The organism is Variovorax sp. OK605 (genome assembly GCF_900115445.1).
Lineage (GTDB): Bacteria > Pseudomonadota > Gammaproteobacteria > Burkholderiales > Burkholderiaceae_C > Variovorax.
In genome coordinates, this window is the sequence record NZ_FOWL01000009.1 from 92,572 (window position 1) to 110,817 (window position 18,246).

Annotated in this window: 21 protein-coding genes; 3 read left to right on the plus strand and 18 right to left on the minus strand. The window is 70.1% G+C overall.

What is annotated here, in order from left to right; genetic code table 11:
- Window positions 1–89: 89 nt before the first annotated feature.
- Both BM013_RS23340 and BM013_RS23345 read left to right on the plus strand, forming a co-directional pair.
- Window positions 90–989, plus strand: a complete 900-nt coding sequence (locus BM013_RS23340; RefSeq protein WP_093130039.1) for a LysR family transcriptional regulator — start codon at window positions 90–92, stop codon at window positions 987–989.
- 321 nt (window positions 990–1,310) lie between these two features.
- Window positions 1,311–1,703, plus strand: coding sequence for a hypothetical protein (locus tag BM013_RS23345; protein WP_093130040.1), 393 nt, complete (start codon window positions 1,311–1,313; stop codon window positions 1,701–1,703).
- Here BM013_RS23345 and BM013_RS23350 read toward each other — a convergent pair whose 3' ends face one another.
- The 9 genes from BM013_RS23350 to BM013_RS23390 all read right to left on the minus strand — a co-directional run bounded on the left by BM013_RS23350 (window position 1,704) and on the right by BM013_RS23390 (window position 7,398).
- Window positions 1,704–2,492 carry a YdcF family protein gene (locus BM013_RS23350; RefSeq protein ID WP_093130041.1) on the minus strand — a complete coding sequence of 263 codons (789 nt, stop codon included), beginning with the start codon at window positions 2,490–2,492 and terminating at the stop codon, window positions 1,704–1,706.
- Between the two features lie 100 nt (window positions 2,493–2,592).
- Window positions 2,593–3,270 carry a phosphoribosyltransferase gene (locus BM013_RS23355; RefSeq protein WP_093130042.1) on the minus strand — a complete coding sequence of 226 codons (678 nt, stop codon included), beginning with the start codon at window positions 3,268–3,270 and terminating at the stop codon, window positions 2,593–2,595.
- Window positions 3,271–3,286: 16 nt separating this feature from the next.
- Window positions 3,287–3,586, minus strand: a complete 300-nt coding sequence (locus tag BM013_RS23360) for a hypothetical protein (RefSeq protein ID WP_093130043.1) — start codon at window positions 3,584–3,586, stop codon at window positions 3,287–3,289.
- A gap of 334 nt (window positions 3,587–3,920) precedes the next feature.
- A complete protein-coding gene (locus BM013_RS23365; protein ID WP_093130044.1) occupies window positions 3,921–4,865 on the minus strand; it encodes a non-homologous end joining protein Ku in 945 nt (314 codons plus the stop codon).
- A 102-nt stretch (window positions 4,866–4,967) separates the two neighbouring features.
- Window positions 4,968–5,318, minus strand: a complete 351-nt coding sequence (locus BM013_RS23370) for a hypothetical protein (RefSeq protein WP_093130045.1) — start codon at window positions 5,316–5,318, stop codon at window positions 4,968–4,970.
- 18 nt (window positions 5,319–5,336) lie between these two features.
- Entirely contained in the window at window positions 5,337–5,675 is a 339-nt protein-coding gene (locus BM013_RS23375) for a four-helix bundle copper-binding protein (RefSeq protein WP_093130046.1), read from the minus strand.
- A gap of 166 nt (window positions 5,676–5,841) precedes the next feature.
- The gene (locus BM013_RS23380) at window positions 5,842–6,576 is read right to left on the minus strand and encodes an extensin-like domain-containing protein (RefSeq protein ID WP_256221619.1); all 735 of its coding nucleotides are present in this window, start codon (window positions 6,574–6,576) and stop codon (window positions 5,842–5,844) included.
- Window positions 6,577–6,580: 4 nt separating this feature from the next.
- Window positions 6,581–7,051, minus strand: coding sequence for a hypothetical protein (locus BM013_RS23385; protein ID WP_093130047.1), 471 nt, complete (start codon window positions 7,049–7,051; stop codon window positions 6,581–6,583).
- 26 nt (window positions 7,052–7,077) lie between these two features.
- Window positions 7,078–7,398, minus strand: coding sequence for a hypothetical protein (locus tag BM013_RS23390; RefSeq protein WP_093217255.1), 321 nt, complete (start codon window positions 7,396–7,398; stop codon window positions 7,078–7,080).
- Between the two features lie 205 nt (window positions 7,399–7,603).
- Here BM013_RS23390 and BM013_RS23395 point away from each other — a divergent pair, with 205 nt between their 5' ends.
- A complete protein-coding gene (locus tag BM013_RS23395) occupies window positions 7,604–12,031 on the plus strand; it encodes a DEAD/DEAH box helicase (protein ID WP_371280680.1) in 4,428 nt (1,475 codons plus the stop codon).
- A gap of 16 nt (window positions 12,032–12,047) precedes the next feature.
- Here the strand turns inward: BM013_RS23395 and BM013_RS41830 are convergent, their stop codons facing one another.
- The 9 genes from BM013_RS41830 to BM013_RS23435 all read right to left on the minus strand — a co-directional run bounded on the left by BM013_RS41830 (window position 12,048) and on the right by BM013_RS23435 (window position 18,244).
- Window positions 12,048–12,218 (minus strand): hypothetical protein, encoded by a 171-nt coding sequence (locus tag BM013_RS41830; protein WP_256221621.1) that lies wholly within the window; start codon window positions 12,216–12,218, stop codon window positions 12,048–12,050.
- 11 nt (window positions 12,219–12,229) lie between these two features.
- Window positions 12,230–12,430, minus strand: coding sequence for a nitronate monooxygenase (locus BM013_RS41835; RefSeq protein ID WP_256221622.1), 201 nt, complete (start codon window positions 12,428–12,430; stop codon window positions 12,230–12,232).
- Window positions 12,431–12,491: 61 nt separating this feature from the next.
- Window positions 12,492–13,004 (minus strand): peptide-methionine (S)-S-oxide reductase MsrA, encoded by a 513-nt coding sequence (gene msrA, locus BM013_RS23405; RefSeq protein WP_093130050.1) that lies wholly within the window; start codon window positions 13,002–13,004, stop codon window positions 12,492–12,494.
- The gene (gene msrB, locus BM013_RS23410) at window positions 13,001–13,450 is read right to left on the minus strand and encodes a peptide-methionine (R)-S-oxide reductase MsrB (protein ID WP_093130051.1); all 450 of its coding nucleotides are present in this window, start codon (window positions 13,448–13,450) and stop codon (window positions 13,001–13,003) included. Before msrB ends, msrA begins: the two co-directional genes overlap by 4 nt.
- A gap of 124 nt (window positions 13,451–13,574) precedes the next feature.
- The gene (locus BM013_RS23415; protein WP_371270355.1) at window positions 13,575–15,563 is read right to left on the minus strand and encodes a hybrid sensor histidine kinase/response regulator; all 1,989 of its coding nucleotides are present in this window, start codon (window positions 15,561–15,563) and stop codon (window positions 13,575–13,577) included.
- Between the two features lie 2 nt (window positions 15,564–15,565).
- Window positions 15,566–16,456 (minus strand): sensor histidine kinase, encoded by an 891-nt coding sequence (locus BM013_RS23420; RefSeq protein WP_256221623.1) that lies wholly within the window; start codon window positions 16,454–16,456, stop codon window positions 15,566–15,568.
- Window positions 16,457–16,459: 3 nt separating this feature from the next.
- Window positions 16,460–17,485, minus strand: a complete 1,026-nt coding sequence (locus BM013_RS23425; protein WP_093130053.1) for an ATP-binding protein — start codon at window positions 17,483–17,485, stop codon at window positions 16,460–16,462.
- Window positions 17,476–17,880 carry an anti-sigma regulatory factor gene (locus tag BM013_RS23430; protein ID WP_093130054.1) on the minus strand — a complete coding sequence of 135 codons (405 nt, stop codon included), beginning with the start codon at window positions 17,878–17,880 and terminating at the stop codon, window positions 17,476–17,478. Before BM013_RS23430 ends, BM013_RS23425 begins: the two co-directional genes overlap by 10 nt.
- Window positions 17,870–18,244: an STAS domain-containing protein gene (locus BM013_RS23435; RefSeq protein ID WP_093130055.1), complete on the minus strand. Its 375-nt coding sequence runs from the start codon at window positions 18,242–18,244 to the stop codon at window positions 17,870–17,872. The genes BM013_RS23430 and BM013_RS23435 overlap by 11 nt, the downstream gene beginning before the upstream one ends.
- Window positions 18,245–18,246: the final 2 nt, after the last annotated feature.

Below are 18,246 nucleotides of genomic sequence, written 5' to 3' on the forward strand. Positions count from 1 at the left end.
TCCTTCTTATCGCGCGCCTCTAGAATCCCTGCGGGCTGCAAGTCACCCTTCTCGAATCGTCAATAAACCACCGGGCACAAGGCACAGCGATGGATCGGATACAGGCCATGGCGGCGTTCCTGGCGGTGGTGGAAACCGGCGGCTTCGCCTCCGCCGCGCGCCGCTTGAACGTGTCGCCCTCGGTCGTCACGCGCGCCGTCGGCGAACTCGAGGAACGCCTGGGCGTTCGCCTGCTCACGCGCACCACGCGCTTCGTGCGCGTCACCGAGGCGGGAACGACCTACGCGGACAACTGCCGCCGCATCCTGGCGGACATCGAGGAAGCCGACAGCACCGCCGCGGGCGCGCACGCCGCGCCGCGGGGCCAGCTCACCGTGACCTCCTCGGTGAACTTCGGGCGCATGTACGTGTCGCCGATCGCGCGCAGCTACCTGGCGCGGTTTCCCCAGGTGGACATCAACTGCTGGTTCATGGACAGGATGGTCAACCTGGTGGACGAAGGCGTCGACGTCGCGGTTCGCATCGGCGAACTGCCCGACTCGTCGCTGCAGGCGATCAGGGTCGGGCGTGTACGCCAGGTGCTGTGCGCTTCACCGGGTTACCTGCGCGCGCATGGCACGCCGCAGCGGCCCGAGGACCTGTCGCAGCATGTGGTGATCGCCGCGACCGGCATCACGCCGACGCCCGAATGGCGCTTTCGCGACGGCAACAAGCCCGTGACGACTCGGCTGCAACCCCGGCTCACGACCACGATGAACGAGGCGGCCGCCGAGTCCGCCGCGGCGGGCTTCGGCATCACGCGCCTGCCGCTCTACCAGATTGCACAGGCCGTGAAGGACGGCACCCTCGCGCTGGTGCTCGAGGACTTCGAGCGGCCCGCGGTGCCCATCCACGTGGTTCACCGCGAAGGGCGGCACGCAACGCACAAGGTTCGCGCGTTCATCGACATGGCTGTCGAAGCATTGCGGAACGACCCGGACCTGCAGTAGCGCCCGGTCCGCAAAGCACCGAGAGCAGCCGCTGCAGCAGCCTCTTGCCTGCCGCGAGCGGGCCGGCTTCGTCATCGCCGATGGCCTGGGCCCGGACCCACACTTCGTCGCCGCCGAGATCGGCGGGCACTTCGTCGTAGAAAGGTGATGGCAACATGTCGGCTCCGCAATCGGTCGAGGGTCTCGGTGCCTCGACTGTGGGAGATCGGCTGCGCGGCGTGAATCCGTCTGCCGCGCAATTCATTCCTGCGGATTCCGATGCAATGGCACCAAAGTCGAAACACGCTCGCCGCAACAGCCGAGCGAAAGGAGAGCCTGGAAATGTCCGACGTATGCATGATCTTCTTCCAGCAGCGCAGCTCCAGCGTGAACCTGCATGACGCCGCACGCTGGCTGGCCGAGCAAGGGCTGGATGTCATGACCGGCGCCGATGCGCTCACCGTCCGGTGGGACGACGGCCCGGCGCTTCGGGTCCACCTGTCCAACGCCGCGCATGTGGCCGTGGAAGCCGCCGAGATCGCCGAAGGCACGGAACACGTCGCCGGCCTGGCGGCCTGCAACGCCAGGTTCGAAATCGGCATCGACGACCTGGACGAGGTGCTGGACGAGATGAACACGCTGATCGAGGTGCAGTCGGCGTTGCAGGACGAGACGAATGGCTACCTGTTCAATGCGTGGAACGGCGAACTGACCGCGCCTGCAAGGCAGGCCTAGCTAGTACTCCCGCAGGGCCCAGCTGCTGATCACCGCGAAGTACTCGCGCAGCCAGATGTTGTAGCGCAGGTAGAGCGGCGTGTCCGCGCCGATGGCCGTGGCCGCCGGATAGCCGGCGCGCCGTGCGATCAGGCCCGTGCGCAGCGTGTGGAAGTCGCTCGTCACGATGTGCACGGGCGCATCGCTGGACACGCCCGCCGCGGCAAGCACGCGGCGGCTGAAGAGCAGGTTCTCTTCCGTGCTGGTGCTGCGCTCTTCCTTCACGATGCGCCCGGCCGGCAGCCCGTGCTGCTGCAGGTAGTCGGCCATCACCTCGGCCTCGCTGCTGGTTCTGAAGCTGATGCCGCCGCTCACCACCACCAGGGCCTTCGGGTGGCGCGCCGCATCGCGCAGCGCGAGGTCCAGCCGCGCGATGAGCGTGGGCGACGGCGTGGAGCCGGGCGACCCCGAGCCGAGCACGATGATGGCGGCCGGCGCGTTTGTCGGCACATCCGTCAGCTTCTTGCTTGCCAGGAAAACCCAGAAGGCGGCCAGCGTTGCCAGCCAGAAGCACACGGCCCACCAGAACCCGCGCCACAGCCATGCGCGTCGGGGCGTGACGCTGAGCCAGCGTTGCATCTGCCGCCAGCGGAGGCCGAGCGCGCACAGCCCGAGCCCCATCACCACCGGCAGGACCACGCCGAGGTTGAAGTAACCGAGGCCAATCAGGATTAGTCCGTCGGCCGCCAGCACCAGTCCAGTGGCGATGGCCAGCACGCGTTTCACACTCGATGTCGCAAACAAATTCATGGGGCCGGACTCTAATGTCCGGCCGCGCGCCATGTGTGAAGTTCGGATGAAGTGTGCGGCGGCAATGGCGATGGCACCGCTTGGGGCCATGCACGCCGCATCACGCGCCGGAAGAAAAAGCCCGCCAAGGCGCCAGCATCTCGCGCACGTCGTCGTCGCTCGGCGCATCGAACACGCGGTACCACGCGCCGACCGCACGGAAGGGATGCGGCGTCTGCATGCAGACCACCTCGTCCGCATGCGTGGCAATGGCAGAGCGCACGCTGTCCTCGACCGCAGATGCGGCCACGGCCTCCTTCATTGCCTGGCATGCAGGCGCGTTGCCTACCGGCACCGCAGCGACCACCGTCGAGGCACCGAGCGACCGCGCAGCGATGATCGCGGCGCGCATCGACAACCCGGTCGCCAGCCCGTCGTCGACAAGGATCGCCGTCATGCCCTGCAGCACGAGCGGCGCCCTGTCGCCGCGATACGCCCGCTCGCGCCGCGCCAGTTCCCGCTGCTCGCGGTCGCAGGTGCGCGACAGGTCCACCCCGGGCTCGCCGGTCACGCGCACGCCGCCGGCCGCAATGGCCCCGGCCGCGTATTCCTCGTGGCCCGGAAAGCCCAGCTTGCGCACCACCAGCACGTCGAGCGGCAGGTTCAGCGCACGCGCCACCTCCACGCCGACGGGCACCCCGCCGCGCGGCAACGCGAGGACGACCGTGCGCGGCGCGCCGCGGTAGTGCGTCAGAAATTCGGCAAGGCGACGCCCCGCATCGGCGCGATCCTGGAACACGGCCGCGCCCGCCGCATCAGGAGCGGCCGCGCCGCAAGGCCGGATCGCTGGGCGAATTAGTCGGCGAAAGCTGTTCGCCGGGCGGGCCCAGCAAGCCGCTGTCGCCGCCTTCGGCCTGCGAGGTGCCGCCGCTGCGCACCTTGCCGCGGCCCGAGTAGATCTCGTCGTCGTCGAAGTTCAGCGGCGCGGTGTCGGGCGTGCCGCCGCTCTCCACCCTGCCGCGCGAGGGCGGGTTGTCGCCGTGGGGGCCGATGGCGTCCTGCACGGCCTCGTTGCCGCGGGTGTCCGGATGCTTGCGGGTGTGCTTGCTGGTCATGGTGTCCTCTGCTTTCAGAACGAATCACCCATGTGTCGGACTCGGAGCCTACGCCCGTTGTGGGAACGGCGACACAGCTTCTGTAGGAACAGCCACGGCGCCGGCAAGGCGAAGCGAGCATGGGCGCACCCTACCAAGGCGCACGAACACTTCAAGGGTCCGGGCGCAGGGCCTGCAGCCGCCGGAAGGCACTGAAATGCCTGATCGCCAGTTGCTTCTCTCCGATGTCGGCATGGAGCAGCGCGGCGTTCTGGTGCGCGTCCGGCGTGCAGCGATGCAGCTCGTGATCCTGTGACGGCCGGCGCGGCGCATTCAGCTCTCCGGCCGGTCGCTCTCAGGCGGCCTTTCGCGCCTGGGCTGGCGCCTTCGCAGCTTTCTTCGCGGTCCTGGTCGCGGTCTTGGCCACCGCCTTGCGGCCGGGTGCGCGCTTCTTCGCCGCCGGTTTCGACGCGCTGGCCCCGCTCCTGGCCCGCGCAGCCCCGCCGCCCTTCAGGCTGCGCTTGAGCAGCTCGGTGAGGTCGATGACCTCCGCGCCCTCGCTCGGTGCTTCTTCCTCCGGCTCGATCACGGTCTCGGTGTCGCCCGCCTTCACCTTCTTGTCGACGATCTTCATCACGGCGTGCTTGAACTCGTCCTTGAAGTCGCCGGGCGCCCATTGGCCCGACATGTCCTTCACCAGTTGCTCGGCCATCTTCATCTCGGCCGCGGTGATGTGCGCGCCCTTCACGCCGGCCGCGGGCAGGTCGAGCCCCTCGAGCGACTTCACCTCGTCGCCCCAGCGCATGAGGTTCAGCACCAGTGCCTTCTCGGAGGGCACCAGCACCGCCAGGTGCTGCTTCGTGGCGATGACCACCTTGGCCAGCCCCACCTTGGCGGTCTTGATGAGCACTTCGCGCAGCAGCGCGTAGACCTTCTGGCCCTTGTTGATCGGCGCCACGTAGTAGGGGCGCTCGAGGTAGACGAAGGGAATCTCGTCGGCGTCGATGAAGCGCTGGATCTCGATCGTCTGCGTGGTGCGCGGAAACGCGGCCTCGATCTCGTCGGGGGAGATGACGACGTACTTGCCGTCTTCGTATTCGAAGCCCTTGACGATGTTGTCCTTGTCGATCTCCCTGCCGGTGCGCTTGTTGATGCGCTTGTAGCCCACCGGGTCCATGCTGCGCTTGTCGAGCCAGTCGAAGTCCACGCCCTGCTCGGTGCTCGCGGTGTGCAACCCGACCGGGATGTGCACCAGCCCGAAGGTGATTGCGCCTTTCCAGAGTGTCCTGCCTGCAGCCATGAATGTCCTCCGCGTCGTGGGCGTTGCTGTGAGCGAGTGCCATGCATCGCGCAAGGCCGCAGCCTACGCCCGCTCGACCCAGCGCTTGTGGGACGTGGCCGCTCAACCGATCAGGCCGAAGCCGAATGCGGTGCGCCGCCGCTGCGACGCGGGCGGGTCCGCCGCCTTCCTGTCTCTTCGATCGGCCGGCGGCTCATCGTTCGCCAAACCCGGGTCGCTCTCGGACGCCCGTGGCCCCGTCTCGAGGTCTTCGACGAGCGCCTGCAGCGCCAGCAGGCCCTGCGCCATCGCCTGCTGGTAACTGGCCACAGGCCGTGCCGACTTCTGCAGCAGGGTCCACATCTCCGATGAAGGTGGCGATGCCTCGTTCAGCACCCATTCGAACTTGCCGGGCCGCGGCTCGTCGACGTGCACGGCGATCCGGCGCAGCGGGAGTCGATCGGCGTGCTTCATGGCGAAGGCCAGCGGTGCTCAGGCGGTGGCCACCGCCATGCCGCGGCATTCCTGCGCGCAGTTCCTGCAGGCCGTGGCGCAGGCCTGGCAATGCGCGTGCGAATGCTTGCCGCATTCGTCGGCGCAGGCGCTGCACATGTCGGCGCACAACGCGCACACCGCATGCGCCTGCGGGCTGTGGCGGCCCATCAGCGAGGCCGCGAGCCGGCACATGGCCTCGCAGTCCGCGTCGAGCGCGATGCACGCGGCCATCGGCGTCACGTCCTTCTCGCGCAGGCAGGACGAGGCGCAATGCGCGCAAGCCTGGGCGCACGCATTGCATGCGGCAATGCAGCGATCGAATACGTCGGAAGTCATCGAGGATCCTTTCGAGAAGATGCGTTCTGGCCATTGCGCAGGCAGGCAGCGACGCAGAGCGACGGCCGGGGAAGAAAACAGATTCGCATCGCCACGCACACCGCATGTCGGACGAATGCGGCGGCCCCGGTCGGCCATGCGCGAAAACGGGTGGCCCGGGCGCTGGCTAACGGCACATGCTGTAGCCGCCGGTCTCCAGGTGGAAATGATCACGGTGCACGGCGTTGTAGTCGGGGCCCAGCACGCCATCGAAATAGCGGCATGCGCCGGCGTGCGCGTCGCGCAACAGCAAGGCGGTCGCATCGTCCGTGTCCGCAGCACCGGCATGCGGCCAGTCGCGTGCCACCGTGATGCGACGGCCATCGGCCAGCGTCAGGCCTGCCACGTCGAAAGCATCGGCCGTTGCATGGCGGCTGCGCGCCGCGCCGGGCGTGGCGCCCTCGCCGCGGTTCACGTTGCGGCAGGCATGGCTGCCGAGATGATCGACGGCGGCCACGGGCTGGCCGAAGCGCTGGCCGGCGGCCGGCTGCAGCGCATGCCGTTCCCACATGAAGAACGACAGCGCCATCGGGCAACTCAGCGACGGCGCCGCCGGGCTCAGGCGAACGCCGGCAGACCGCAACCTCACGGCGTTCTCGAGGCCGCAGCCCGTGCCCGTGGTGCGGTCGGGCAGCAGGTCGTACCGCATGCCCGTCTGCGCGAGCGCGGCCAGGCAACGCGCGGGCTCCCGGCGAGCCCGTGCCAGCTTGTGGCCGGTCAACCAGTCGGGCGGCGCCTGCACGTCAAGCGGCGCCCACGGATTCCATCGGTCCGGAATCTCGACGGCATCGGTGAACACGGCCCAGGCCGCCGCAGCCATGGCGGCGGCAAGGCACAGCGCAAGGCCGAGCGGGCGGTTCAACACCCTATCCGGGCGGCCGGTCCAGAAAGTCGTCCCTCGGGCCCTCGGTGTCGCCCAGTTGCGGGACCAGAAAGTCGGTCAGCACACCGGCCAGGTTCGTGCTGCGCACGAGCAAGCCGACAACCATGCCGACCGACAGCAGGCGCCACGGCTTCACCAGCACGATCAGCGAGCCCGTGCCCGCCGCATACGCCATGAGCTTTTTCGGATGTCTGGAGGCGTAGTCCTGCAGGAACGGCGTGCCCAGTTCGGCGATGGTGCTCAGGTGGCTTCGGCGCCACCAGCGCCCCAGCACGCTTCGCTCGACCCGTTCCTCCACGCCGGCGCCCGACCCGACCGCGTTGCGGCCTCGCTCCCTTGCAAGGCGCACCACCTGCGGGCCGGTCTCGCTCTCGATGGTCCGGTAGCCCATGGCGGCCAGCAGCGCGGCGCGGGACAGCGCGAGTTTTTCCTTCGGGCTGAGCAGGTCCGTCATTGCCTGGTCTTTCGCATGGCGGGGGTTCAGCGGTGCCAGCCGCGGTAGAGCCAGTCGGGCCGGTCGGAGCGATCGAATGCCAGCAGCAGGCCAGCCAGCAAGGCGCCGCCCGCCGCGGCCAGCAGCACCGACTTCACCGGATCGGCCGAGATCCGCTTCGTGCAGGACGCATGCCACTGCGCGGCGCGCTCCTCGAAGCTGATGATCTTCTTGCCGGCCTGGTTGACGGCGTTCTCCGCGTAGGCCTTGCCCGTGTCGACGGCGTCGGCGGCCACGTCCTGCGCATCGGAGGCAATGCCTCGCGCTGCATCGGCGAGTTGAGAGGGTGTCTTTGCTTCGTCTGCCATCAGGGTCTTCCAAAAAAAATGGGAGCAACAAGTTGCGAAGCTTCCATTTGCGGAAACCCGCGCCTCGCGCACTGTCGGGGGGCGCAGCCATCTTGTGTAGGCGAAGGCAACTTCGGGCCGCGCCACGCGCCCTCGAGACTTGACATTGCCCGTCCAACCCCGATCTGATGGACGCTGGCCGCCACGCCTTTCCAGCTTTCCGGGCGTGGCACCGCAGACGCCAGCGACACCTCCCGTGACCCTCAGCCTCTTCCACCCCGCCGTGGCCCGCTGGTTCAGCCGAACCTTCCCGGGCCCCACCTCCGCCCAGGCCGAAGCCTGGCCGGCGATCCGCCGTGGCCGCGACACGCTGGTGGCCGCGCCCACCGGGTCCGGCAAGACGCTCACCGCCTTCCTGGCCGCGCTGGACGACCTGTACCGCCGCGGCCTCGAACCCGGCGGGTTACCGGATGAAACCGTCGTTGTCTATGTGTCGCCGCTGAAGGCGCTGTCCAACGACATCCGGCTGAACCTGGACGCCCCGCTGGCCGGCATCCGCGCCGAGCTGGCGGCCCTGGACATGCCCGACGTCGACGTGCGCACCGCCGTGCGCACGGGCGACACGCCGCAGCGCGACCGCCAGCAGAGCCTGCGGCGCCCGCCGCACATCCTGGTGACCACGCCGGAGTCGCTCTACGTGCTGCTGGGCTCTGCGTCGGGGCGCAAGCTGCTCTCGAGCGTGCGCAGCGTGATCGTCGACGAGATCCACGCCATTGCCGCCAGCAAGCGCGGCAGCCACCTGGCGCTGTCGCTGGAGCGGCTGCAGGCGCTGTGCATGGCGCACTCGGGCGTGCGGCCGGTGCGCATCGGCCTGTCGGCCACGCAGAAGCCCATCGACGAGGTCGCACGCTTCCTGGTGGGCGCCGGCGCACTGCGGCCCGACGGCACGGCCGAGTGCGCCATTGTCGACATCGGCTACGCCAAGCAGCGCGACCTGGCGCTCGAACTGCCGCCGACGCCGCTCGAGGCCGTGATGTCCAACGACCAGTGGACGCAGGTGTACGCGCGCGTGGCCGAGCTGGTGTGGCTGCACAAGACCACGCTGGTGTTCGTCAACACGCGCCGCATGGCCGAGCGCGCGGCGCGGCACCTGGGCGACATCCTCGGCAAGGAGGCCGTGGCCGCGCACCACGGCAGCCTGTCGAAAGAGACCCGGCTCGACGCCGAGCAGCGCCTGAAGCGCGGCGAGCTGAAGGTGCTGGTGGCCACGGCCTCGCTGGAGTTGGGCCTGGACATCGGCGACGTCGACCTGGTGTGCCAGCTCGGCTCGCCGCGCGCCATTGCCACCTTCCTGCAACGCGCCGGGCGCTCGGGCCACGCCGTGGGCGGCGTGCCGAAGGCGCGGCTCTTTGCGCAGTCGCGCGACGAGCTGGTCGAGTGCGCCGCCCTGCTCGACTGCATCCGCCGCGGCGAGCTCGACGCGCTGCGCGTGCTGCCCGCGCCGCTGGACGTGCTGGCGCAGCAGATCGTGGCCGAGACGGCCTGCCGCGAGTGGCACGAAGACGAGCTGTTCGCGCTGGTGCGCCGCGCCTGGCCCTATGCGCAGCTCACGCACGCGCGCTACATGGAGGTGGTGCGCATGGTGGCCGAAGGCTTCGCCACGCGGCAAGGCCAGCGCGCCGGCTACGTGCACCGCGACGCCGTGAACCACCTGCTGCGCGAACGCAAGGGCGCGCGCATGACGGCGCTGACCTCCGGCGGCACCATTCCCGAGACCGGCGACTACACCGTGGTGCTGGAGCCGCAGGCCGACAAGATCGGCACGGTCAACGAAGACTTCGCGGTGGAGAGCCTGGCGGGCGATGTGTTCCAGCTCGGCAACACCAGCTACCGCATCCTGAAGATCGAGCCGGGCCGCGTGCGGGTGGAAGACGCGCACGGCGCCGCGCCCAACATTCCGTTCTGGCTCGGCGAGGCGCCGGGGCGCAGCGACGAGCTCTCGCACGGCGTGTCGCGGCTGCGCGAAGAAGTGGCGCAGGCGCTGGAGGCCGGCGGCCGCGACGCCGCGATGAAGCTGCTGACGGACACGCTGGGCCTCGGCGACGACGCCGCGCGCCAGATCGTCGAGCACCTGGCGCATGCACGCGCCGTGCTCGGCGCGCTGCCGACGCAGCGCACGCTGGTCATGGAGCGCTTCTTCGACGCCTCCGGCGGCATGCAGCTGGTGATTCACTCGCCCTTCGGCAGCCGGCTCAACCGCGCGTGGGGCCTGGCGCTGCGCAAGCGCTTTTGCCGCACCTTCAACTTCGAGCTGCAGGCCGCGGCCACCGAAGACGCGATCGTGCTGTCGCTGTCCACCAGCCACAGCTTCGCGCTCGACGAGGTGGCGCGCTACCTGCATTCGGCCTCGGCGCTGCATGTGCTGGTGCAGGCGCTGCTCGACGCGCCGCTGTTCGGCGTGCGCTGGCGCTGGAACGCCACCACCGCGCTGGCGCTGCCGCGCTTCAGCGGCGGGCGCAAGGTGGCGCCGCAGCTGCAGCGCATGCGCTCCGAAGACCTGCTCGCGGCGGTGTTCCCCGACCAGGTGGCGTGCGCGGAGAACATCGTCGGCGAGCGCGAGGTGCCCGAACACCCGCTGGTCGCGCAGACGCTGGACGACTGCCTGCACGACGCGATGGACGCCGACGGCTGGCTCGCGCTGCTGCGCCGCATGGAGGCCGGCGAGGTGACGGTGATCGCGCGCGACCTGCCCGCGCCCTCGCCGCTTGCGATGGAGGTGCTCAACGCGCGCCCCTACGCGTTCCTGGACGACGCGCCGCTGGAGGAGCGCCGCACGCAGGCCGTGCAGAACCGCCGCTACACCGACCCCGAGAGCGCCGACGACGTCGGCCAGCTCGATGCGGACGCCATCGCCAGCGTGCGCGAAGAAGCCTGGCCGCAACCGCGCAGCGCCGACGAAATGCACGAGGCGCTGGGCATGCTCGGCGCCCTGGGCGACGGCGAGGTGGCGCTGCAGGCGGACTGGAAGAAGTGGCTCACGGCGCTGGCCAAGGCCGGCCGTGCGACGCGGCTGTCGCTCGAAGGCCAGGGCCAAAGTGCACGTGATGCGCGCGGCCTGTGGGTCGCGGCCGAGCGCCTGCCGCTGCTGCAGGCCATCGCGCCCGACGCGCCGATGCACCCCGCCATCGTGGCGCCCGCCGATGCCGAGCAGCCGCCCGACCGCGACACCGCGTTGCGCGAACTGCTGCGCTCTCGGCTCGGCGGTCTCGGCCCGGTCACGGTGGCGCAACTGGCCGCGCCGCTGATGCTGCCATCGACCACGGTCGAAGGCGCATTGCTCGCGCTGCAGACCGAAGGCAACGTGCTGCAGGGCCGCTTCACGCCCGGCACCGCGGAGCTCGAATGGTGCGAGCGCCACTTGCTGGCGCGCATCCACCGCTACACGCTCAAGCGGCTGCGCCACGAGATCGAGCCGGTCGAGCCGCGCGACTTCGTGCGCTTCCTGTTCGAGTGGCAGCACATCGGCGCGGCCGCGCGCGTGAGCGGCCCGGAGGCGCTGGCGGGCATCCTGTCGCAGCTCGAAGGCTACGAGGCACCCGCGCCGCTGTGGGAGGCCGAGCTGTTGCCTGCGCGCGTGACCGACTACGCCGGCGCCTGGCTCGACGACCTGTGCACCGCCGGGCGCGTGCTGTGGACCCGGCTGCGGCCGAGCGCCACGGAAGGCCGCAAGGGCGCGGGCAGCCTGTCGTTGCGCGCCACGCCGGTCGTGCTGCTGCCGCGCCGCAGCGCCGCGCTGTGGACCACCCTCGCGCCGGCACCCGTCGACGATGACAACCTGGGCTCGCGCGCCACCCGCGTGGCAGCTCACCTGACACAGCACGGCGCCTGCTTCTTCGACGAGATCGCGCACGGCACGCGGCTGCTGCCGGTCGAGATCGAAGAGGCGCTGACCGAACTCGTCGCGAAGGGACGGGCCCGCTGCGACAGCTATGCCGGCCTGCGCGCGCTGCTGGTGCCGGCCTCGAAGCGCGCGTCGGCCGACACGCGCCGCCGGCGGCGCACGCCGCTGTTCGGCATCGAGGACGCGGGGCGCTGGACGCTGGTGCGGCCACCGGCACCCACGCAAGCGCAAGCGTCCTCGACAAGAGGAACGGGCGGGCCCGACGCAGCCGAGCAGGTGGTCCACGTGCTGCTGCGCCGCTACGGCGTGATCTGCTGGCGCCTGCTCGAACGCGAGGCCGCTTGGCTGCCGCCGTGGCGCGACCTGGTGCGCGTGTGCCGGCGGCTGGAGGCGCGCGGCGAGATTCGCGGCGGCCGCTTCATCGCCGGTGTGTCGGGCGAACAGTTCGCGCTGCCGGAGGCCGTGACGTCGATGCGGCAAGTGCGCAGGCAGCCGGGCGACGGCGCACTGGTCGCGCTGTCGGCCAGCGACCCGGCCAACCTGCTCGGCACCATCGTGCACGGCCCCAAGGTGCCGCGCGTGGCGGGCTCGCGCGTGCTGTACCGCGACGGCATGCCGATCGCGACCAGCGTGGCGGGAGACATCGCGATGCTCGCGCCGCTCGACGCGGCGCAGACGCAGGCCGCCACGCGCGCGCTTTCGCTGGAGGCGCCGCTGCGGCTGTTCGACCTGGCCGTGCAGCAGGCCTCTTGAGGCCGAAGCCGCGCCTTCAGCAGCGCTCGCGAACTTCGCGCCACTCCCGCAGCAAGGTTTCCATCAGGCGGGCCGCCGGCATCTCGCGCGCCAGCGGCGCGGCCTGCCCGGCCCAATGCACCGCAAAGTCGTCGACGCCCTTCTTCGCCGCCAGCGCGTTCAGCTGCCTGGTGGCGTCGTACGCCACCGGTAGTCGGCCTACGGCGGACTTCCCTCGGCCTCGCCGTGCGCAATGAGGCGGTTGACAATGCCTCGCGCCGGTCGCCCCGAGCGCACGGCCGTGAGCGCGATGACCGCGGTGACCGCGGTGACCGCGGCACGCTCGCTCTTCAGGTTCGCGCGGCAGGCCGCCTTGGCCGACGAGTCGGGGCAGAGGATGAAGGCCGTGCCCGGCTGCACGCAGGCCGCCCCCCGGTCCAGCGCCGACTGGATGCCGCGGCCGAAGCGGCCAGGCCCCGGCTTACTGCGCCGAACCCGCGCGAACGGGCAACTTCCAGTCGGGCCGGATGAAGTGGCAGGTGTAGCCGTTCGGAATGCGCTCCAGGTAGTCCTGGTGCTCCGGCTCGGCTTGCCAGAAAGGCCCCGCCGGCGCGAGCTCGGTGACGGCCTTGCCGGGCCAGATGCCCGAGGCATCCACGTCGGCGATGGTGTCTTCGGCCACGCGCTTCTGCTCGTCGCTCGCGTAGAAGATGGCCGAGCGGTAGCTCAGCCCCACGTCGTTGCCCTGGCGGTTGCGCGTGCTCGGGTCGTGGATCTGGAAGAAGAACTCGAGCAGCTTGCGGTAGCTGATCTTCGCGGGGTCGAACACGATCTCGATGGCTTCGGCGTGCGTGCCGTGGTTGCGGTAGGTGGCGTTGGGCACGTCGCCGCCCGAGTAGCCCACGCGCGTGGCGATCACGCCGTCGTACTTGCGGATCAGGTCCTGCATGCCCCAGAAGCAGCCGCCGGCCAGGATTGCGGTTTCTTGGTTCACTTGATGTCCTCCACTTGGTCGATGTAAGCGCCGTAGCCTTGTGCGGCCATGTCGTCGCGATGAATGAAGCGCAGCGACGCCGAGTTGATGCAGTAGCGCAGGCCGCCCCGGTCCGAAGGGCCGTCGGGAAACACGTGGCCCAGGTGGCTGTCGCCGTGCGTCGAGCGCACCTCGGTGCGGACCATGCCGTGCGTGGTGTCGCGCAGCTCGCTGACGTGCGCGGGCTCGATGGGCTTGGTGAAGCTCGGCCAGCCGCAGCCCGACTCGAACTTGTCGGACGACGCGAACAGCGGCTCGCCGGAGACGATGTCCACGTAGATGCCGGGCTCCTCGTTCTCGAGGTACTGGCCGGTTCCGGGGCGCTCGGTGGCGCCCTCCTGCGTCACGAGGAACTGTTCTCGCGACAGTGCAGCAATGGCTTCTGGCGTCTTGCGGTAGTCGGGCATGCAATGTTCTCCAGGAAGGGATGCCGGTGGCGGCGGAGTCAACAAGGTAGGGATCTTCGGCAAAAAGACAAGCCCGCAGGGTCTATCGGCCATTGTCCGCGCGGCCGGCCGGCCGGCGGCGCCCTCAGCCCTCCAGCCGCGTCGCGGGGCGGCCGCTGATCAGCGCCAGCAAGGCGTGCGGCTGCAGCGGCTTGCCCAGGTGGGCGTCGAAGCCGGCTTCGGTCGCCTTGGCGTGGTCCTGCGGTCGCGTGAAGGCGGTGTGCGCCACGCAGAACAGCCGCGGCTTGCCCAGCGCGCTTTCGCGTTGCCGCACCTCGCGGATCAGGTCGTAGCCGTCGCGCCCCGGCAGGCCGATGTCGCTGATGAGCACGTCGGGCCACTTCTGCTCGAACAGCTGCAGCGCACCGTCGCAGTCGGTGCCCAGGCGCACCGTGGCGCCGGCGTCGGACAGCACCACCGCCATGATCTCGCTGGCGTCGGCGTTGTCCTCGACCACCAGCACGTCGAGGCCCGCGAGCACGCGGTCGGTCGACGCGGCGGGGCGCGCATCGTCCGCCTCGAGCAGAACGAGCGGCGCGTCGGCCGAGGGCACCACGCCGAGCACCACGCGCAGCGTGGCGCCGCGGCCCTCGCCTTCGCTGTACGCCGACACGCTGCCGCCATGCAGCTCGGCCAGGTTCTTGACGATCGACAGGCCCAGCCCCAGGCCGCCGTGGAAGCGGTTGTCGGGCGAATCGCTCTGCGAGAAGCGGTCGAACAGGTGCTCCAGGAAGTCGTGGCTGATGCCGCGCCCGAAGTCCTGCACCGTGAGCTCCAGCAGGTCGCCCTCGCGCTGCAGTTCGACGCCGATGCGGCCGGCTTCGCTCGAGAACTTGATGGCGTTCGACAGCAGGTTCCACACGATCTGCTGGAAGCGCGTGGCGTCGAGCCAGGCGGGCGGGTCGGCCTTGCGCTGGTCGAACACGATGTCGAGCCGCTTGGCCGCCGCGGGTGCGGCCAGCGCGTCGATGGCGGCGCCCACCAGCCCGCGCGGCTCGATCCATTCGCGGTGCAGGCGCAGCTTGCCCGAACTGATGCGCGACACGTCCAGGATGTCGGCGATCAGCCGGGTCTGCGCCTTCACGCTGCGGTCGATGGCGTTCAGGCCCTTTTCCATCTGCTCGGGCGTGCGGTTGCCCACCTTGAGCACATGCACCCAGCCGCCGATGGCGTTGAGCGGGTTGCGCAGCTCGTGCGAGAGCACGGCGACGAAGTCGTCCTTGGTGCGGCTCAGGCGCTCGGCCGAGGCGCGTGCCGCCTGCTCGCGCTCGAGCACCTCGCGCCGGCGCGCCTCGAGCTCGAAGCGCTCGGACACGTCCAGCGCAATGCCCACGCGCAGGCCGGGCTCGATGTGCGCCGACATGGTCCATTCGAGCCGTATCCACGAGCCGTCCTGCCGCAGCAGCGGGAACTCGCCCTTCCAGCTCGAGGTCGGCGGCTGCGTGCCGGCGGTGTGGTCCTTGACGAAGGGGGTCCATTCGTCGGGCGCGAAGGCGCTCACCGGCTGGCCGATGAGCGCGTCGCGCGACTGCCCCAGCATCGCGACCATGGCCGGGTTCACGTCGGCGAAGCGGCCTTCGGCGTCGATGAGCGCAATGCCGGTGGGCGCGTGGTCGTAGATGGCGCGAAAGCGCGCCTCGCTGTTGCGCTGCTTTTCCTCGGCCATGCGCGCGCGGATCAGCGCCTGCAGCGTGGCGATCAGCACCGGCGGCTCGACCGGGTGCACCAGGTAGGCGTCGGCACCGGCGTTCAGGCCGGCCACCTTGTCCTCGTTGCGCACGAAGGTGGCCGACAGGTGCACCACCGGCAGCGTGGCAGTCATCGGCTTGATGCGCAGCTCGCGGCACACCTCGAAGCCGCTGAAGTCGGGCAGGTGCACGTCGAGCACCACCGCCGAGATGTGGCGCGAGGCCAGCACCAGCGCCTCGCCGCCGGTGCTGGCCTCGAGGGTTTCGAAGCCGGCCGCGCGAATGACGCGCGCCGTGGCGTAGCGCGTGGTGGGGTTGTCGTCCACCACCAGCACCGTGTGGCGCGAGCGGTCGATCGTCGTGTTGAACAGCGGTTCGGGTGGCATGGTCATTCCGCCCGCAGCGGCTGGGCAGTTTCCGCGCGCGGCAGCAGCACGGGCAAGGTCACGGAGAACACCGACCCCTTGCCCAGTTCGCTCGCCACTTCCACGTGGCCGCCGAGCAGCGCGGCCAGTTGCCGGCTCAGCGACAGGCCCAGCCCGGTGCCGCGCAGGCGCTTCTGCACCGGCGAATCGACTTGCGAAAAGTCGTCGAACACCGCGGCGTGGTGTTCGGGTGCGATGCCGATGCCGGTGTCGGCCACCGAGAATTTCACCTCGTCTTCGCCGACGCGCATTGCGGTCACGCGCACCTCGCCGTGCGGCGTGAACTTGAGCGCGTTGGAGATGAAGTTGCGCAATATCTGCGACAGCTTGCGGTCGTCGGTGTAGAGCTTCGGCAGCCCCTCGGGCTCCTCGAAGATCAGCGCGGTGGCCGGGTTGTGCAGCACGGGGCGGAACATGCCGCGCAGCGCGGAGAACAGGTCGACCATCTCGAACCAGGCCGGCGAGATGTCGACCCGGCCCGCCTCGATCTTGGCCAGGTCCAGCAGGTCGTCGACCATGTCGGCCAGCTCGGCCGCGGTGGTGTCGATGAAGCCGACCTGCTTTTCCTGCTCGGGCGTGAGCGGCCCGTCCATGCGGTCGCTCAGCAGCCGCGCAATGCTGCGGATGGCGCTGATGGGCGTGCGGAATTCATGGCTCATGTAGGCCAGGAAGCGGCTCTTGAGCTCGGTGGCCTTCTTGAGCTGCTCGGCCTGCGCGTCGAGCTCGGCGTACAGCGCGACCACGCCGCGGTTGGTTTCCTCGAGTTCCTCGCGCAGTTCTTCCACTTCGCGCTGGCTCTGAGCGAGCGCGGCCTGCGCGGCTTCATGGTCGGTCATGGCGACGGGACTGTTCATCGGCTATTCCTTTCGGCGGATCACCACGACGGTCGCGTCGTCGCGGTGGCGCGTATGGTCGCGCAAAAGCACCGCCGCCACCAGCGTGGGATCCCGCTGCAGCAACGGTCGGATGCGCTCCACCGTCCATCGGGTCTCGATGCCGTCGCTGTGCAGGATCACCAGCGCGTGTTCCGGCAGGTCGAGCGAGGTAATTTCGGGCTTGCGGATCTGGATGCCCGCGGTGCCGTGCTGGGTGACGAGCGACTTGTCGAACACGCCGGACAGCACGCGGCCCACGATGTTGCCCGCGCCGGTGTAGCTGACGGCCGAGGCGGCCAGGTCGACGCGCAACGCGCACACGGCCGCGCCGCGCGTGGTCTGCAGCTCGCGGTGCAGGCGCTGCACCGTTTCGCGCAGGTCGCCCTGCGGCGCCAGCGCGAACGCGTCGATGGCGGCCTGCGAGGCCTTGGCGGCCTCCGGGCCGTGGCCCAGGCCGTCGGCCAGCAGCACGGACACCTGCTCGCCGTGCACGGCGAAGGCCCAGCCGTCGCCGCTCACCGATTCGTGGGGCGCCGGCAGGCAGATCGCACCGATCTGCACGGCCGCGGCCGGTGGCACTTCGTTCGCGGGCCTTTTGGCCCGCACCCGCGCCACGCTGACCGTGCCGCCGGGCATGGACGAGTGGATGTCGAAATCGTCGGCCAGGCGGCTCACCGCGCCCAGGCCGGTGCCGGGCGTGCTGCCGGAGGAGTGGCCGTCCTGCATGGCGAGCGCGAGGTCCGGGATGCCGGGGCCGTCGTCGATGCCGATCACCTCGACCTCGCCTTGCTGCGGGCGCGCCGCGATCAGCAGGCGCCCGCCCTGCGCATGGCGTTGCAGGTTGGTGCCCAGCTCGGTCACCACCAGCGCCAGGCGGCCCGCGTCGACGTCGCTCCAGCCCATGTCCGCCACGGCATGCGCCGCATGGCGGCGCGCCTCGCCCACGCGGCTGGGGTCGTCGATCGCAAAGGCCTTGTGGGTCCAACCCCTGACGGTGGCTACTTCCACTTGGTGATGCTCACGCGAGTGCCCTTGCCCGGCGTCGACGAGAGCTCGAAGTCGTTCACCAGGCGCTTGCTGCCCGGCAGGCCCAGGCCCATGCCGTTGCCGCTGGTCCAGCCGTCGGTGAGCGCCAGCGCGATGTCCGCGATGCCGGGGCCTTCGTCCTCGAAGTGCAGGACGAGGCCGCGCCGCCCGTTGCGCTCGGCGAACTCCCAGTGCATGCGCCCGCCGCGGCCGTGGATCAGCGTGTTGCGCGACAGCTCGCTGGCGGCCGTGATCATCTTGGTCTGGTCGACCAGCGAGAGCTTCAGGTCCTGGCACAGCATGCGCACCATCTGCCGGCTCGCGACGATGTTCTGCTCGTTGAGCAGCGGCAGGGTGCCGGTGGGTTCAGCGGCCAAGGGCGTTCTCCAGCCGGGCGCGCCGGAGAAGCTCCATGCCGCGCTCGACGTTCAGGGCGGTTTTCACCCCGTCGAGCGACAGGCCGAGCTCGACCAGCGTGATGGCCACGGCCGGCTGCATGCCCACCACCACCGTGGTGGCGGAGAGGATGCGTGCAATGCCCGAGATGCTGGTGAGCATGCGCCCGACGAAGGAGTCGACGATCTCCAGCGCCGAGATGTCGATCATCACGCCCGAGGCGCCCGTCGCGGCGATGCGGTTGGCCAGGTCGTCCTGCAGCGTGAGGGCGGTCTGGTCCTGCATGTCGACCTGGATGGTCACCAGCAGGGTTTCGCCCATGCGAAGAATGGGAATGCGGTCCATGG

What these genes read in the sequence shown, in the direction of transcription:
- BM013_RS23340 (WP_093130039.1), top strand. Translation starts at nt 90, where the DNA reads ATGGATCGGATACAGGCCATGGCGGCGTTCCTGGCGGTGGTGGAAACC.
- BM013_RS23345 (WP_093130040.1), top strand. Translation starts at nt 1,311, where the DNA reads ATGTCCGACGTATGCATGATCTTCTTCCAGCAGCGCAGCTCCAGCGTG.
- BM013_RS23350 (WP_093130041.1), bottom strand. Translation starts at nt 2,492, where the DNA reads ATGAATTTGTTTGCGACATCGAGTGTGAAACGCGTGCTGGCCATCGCC.
- BM013_RS23360 (WP_093130043.1), bottom strand. Translation starts at nt 3,586, where the DNA reads ATGACCAGCAAGCACACCCGCAAGCATCCGGACACCCGCGGCAACGAG.
- BM013_RS23365 (WP_093130044.1), bottom strand. Translation starts at nt 4,865, where the DNA reads ATGGCTGCAGGCAGGACACTCTGGAAAGGCGCAATCACCTTCGGGCTG.
- BM013_RS23370 (WP_093130045.1), bottom strand. Translation starts at nt 5,318, where the DNA reads ATGAAGCACGCCGATCGACTCCCGCTGCGCCGGATCGCCGTGCACGTC.
- BM013_RS23375 (WP_093130046.1), bottom strand. Translation starts at nt 5,675, where the DNA reads ATGACTTCCGACGTATTCGATCGCTGCATTGCCGCATGCAATGCGTGC.
- BM013_RS23385 (WP_093130047.1), bottom strand. Translation starts at nt 7,051, where the DNA reads ATGACGGACCTGCTCAGCCCGAAGGAAAAACTCGCGCTGTCCCGCGCC.
- BM013_RS23390 (WP_093217255.1), bottom strand. Translation starts at nt 7,398, where the DNA reads ATGGCAGACGAAGCAAAGACACCCTCTCAACTCGCCGATGCAGCGCGA.
- msrB (WP_093130051.1), bottom strand. Translation starts at nt 13,450, where the DNA reads ATGCCCGACTACCGCAAGACGCCAGAAGCCATTGCTGCACTGTCGCGA.
- BM013_RS23415 (WP_371270355.1), bottom strand. Translation starts at nt 15,563, where the DNA reads ATGCCACCCGAACCGCTGTTCAACACGACGATCGACCGCTCGCGCCAC.
- BM013_RS23420 (WP_256221623.1), bottom strand. Translation starts at nt 16,456, where the DNA reads ATGAACAGTCCCGTCGCCATGACCGACCATGAAGCCGCGCAGGCCGCG.
- BM013_RS23435 (WP_093130055.1), bottom strand. Translation starts at nt 18,244, where the DNA reads ATGGACCGCATTCCCATTCTTCGCATGGGCGAAACCCTGCTGGTGACC.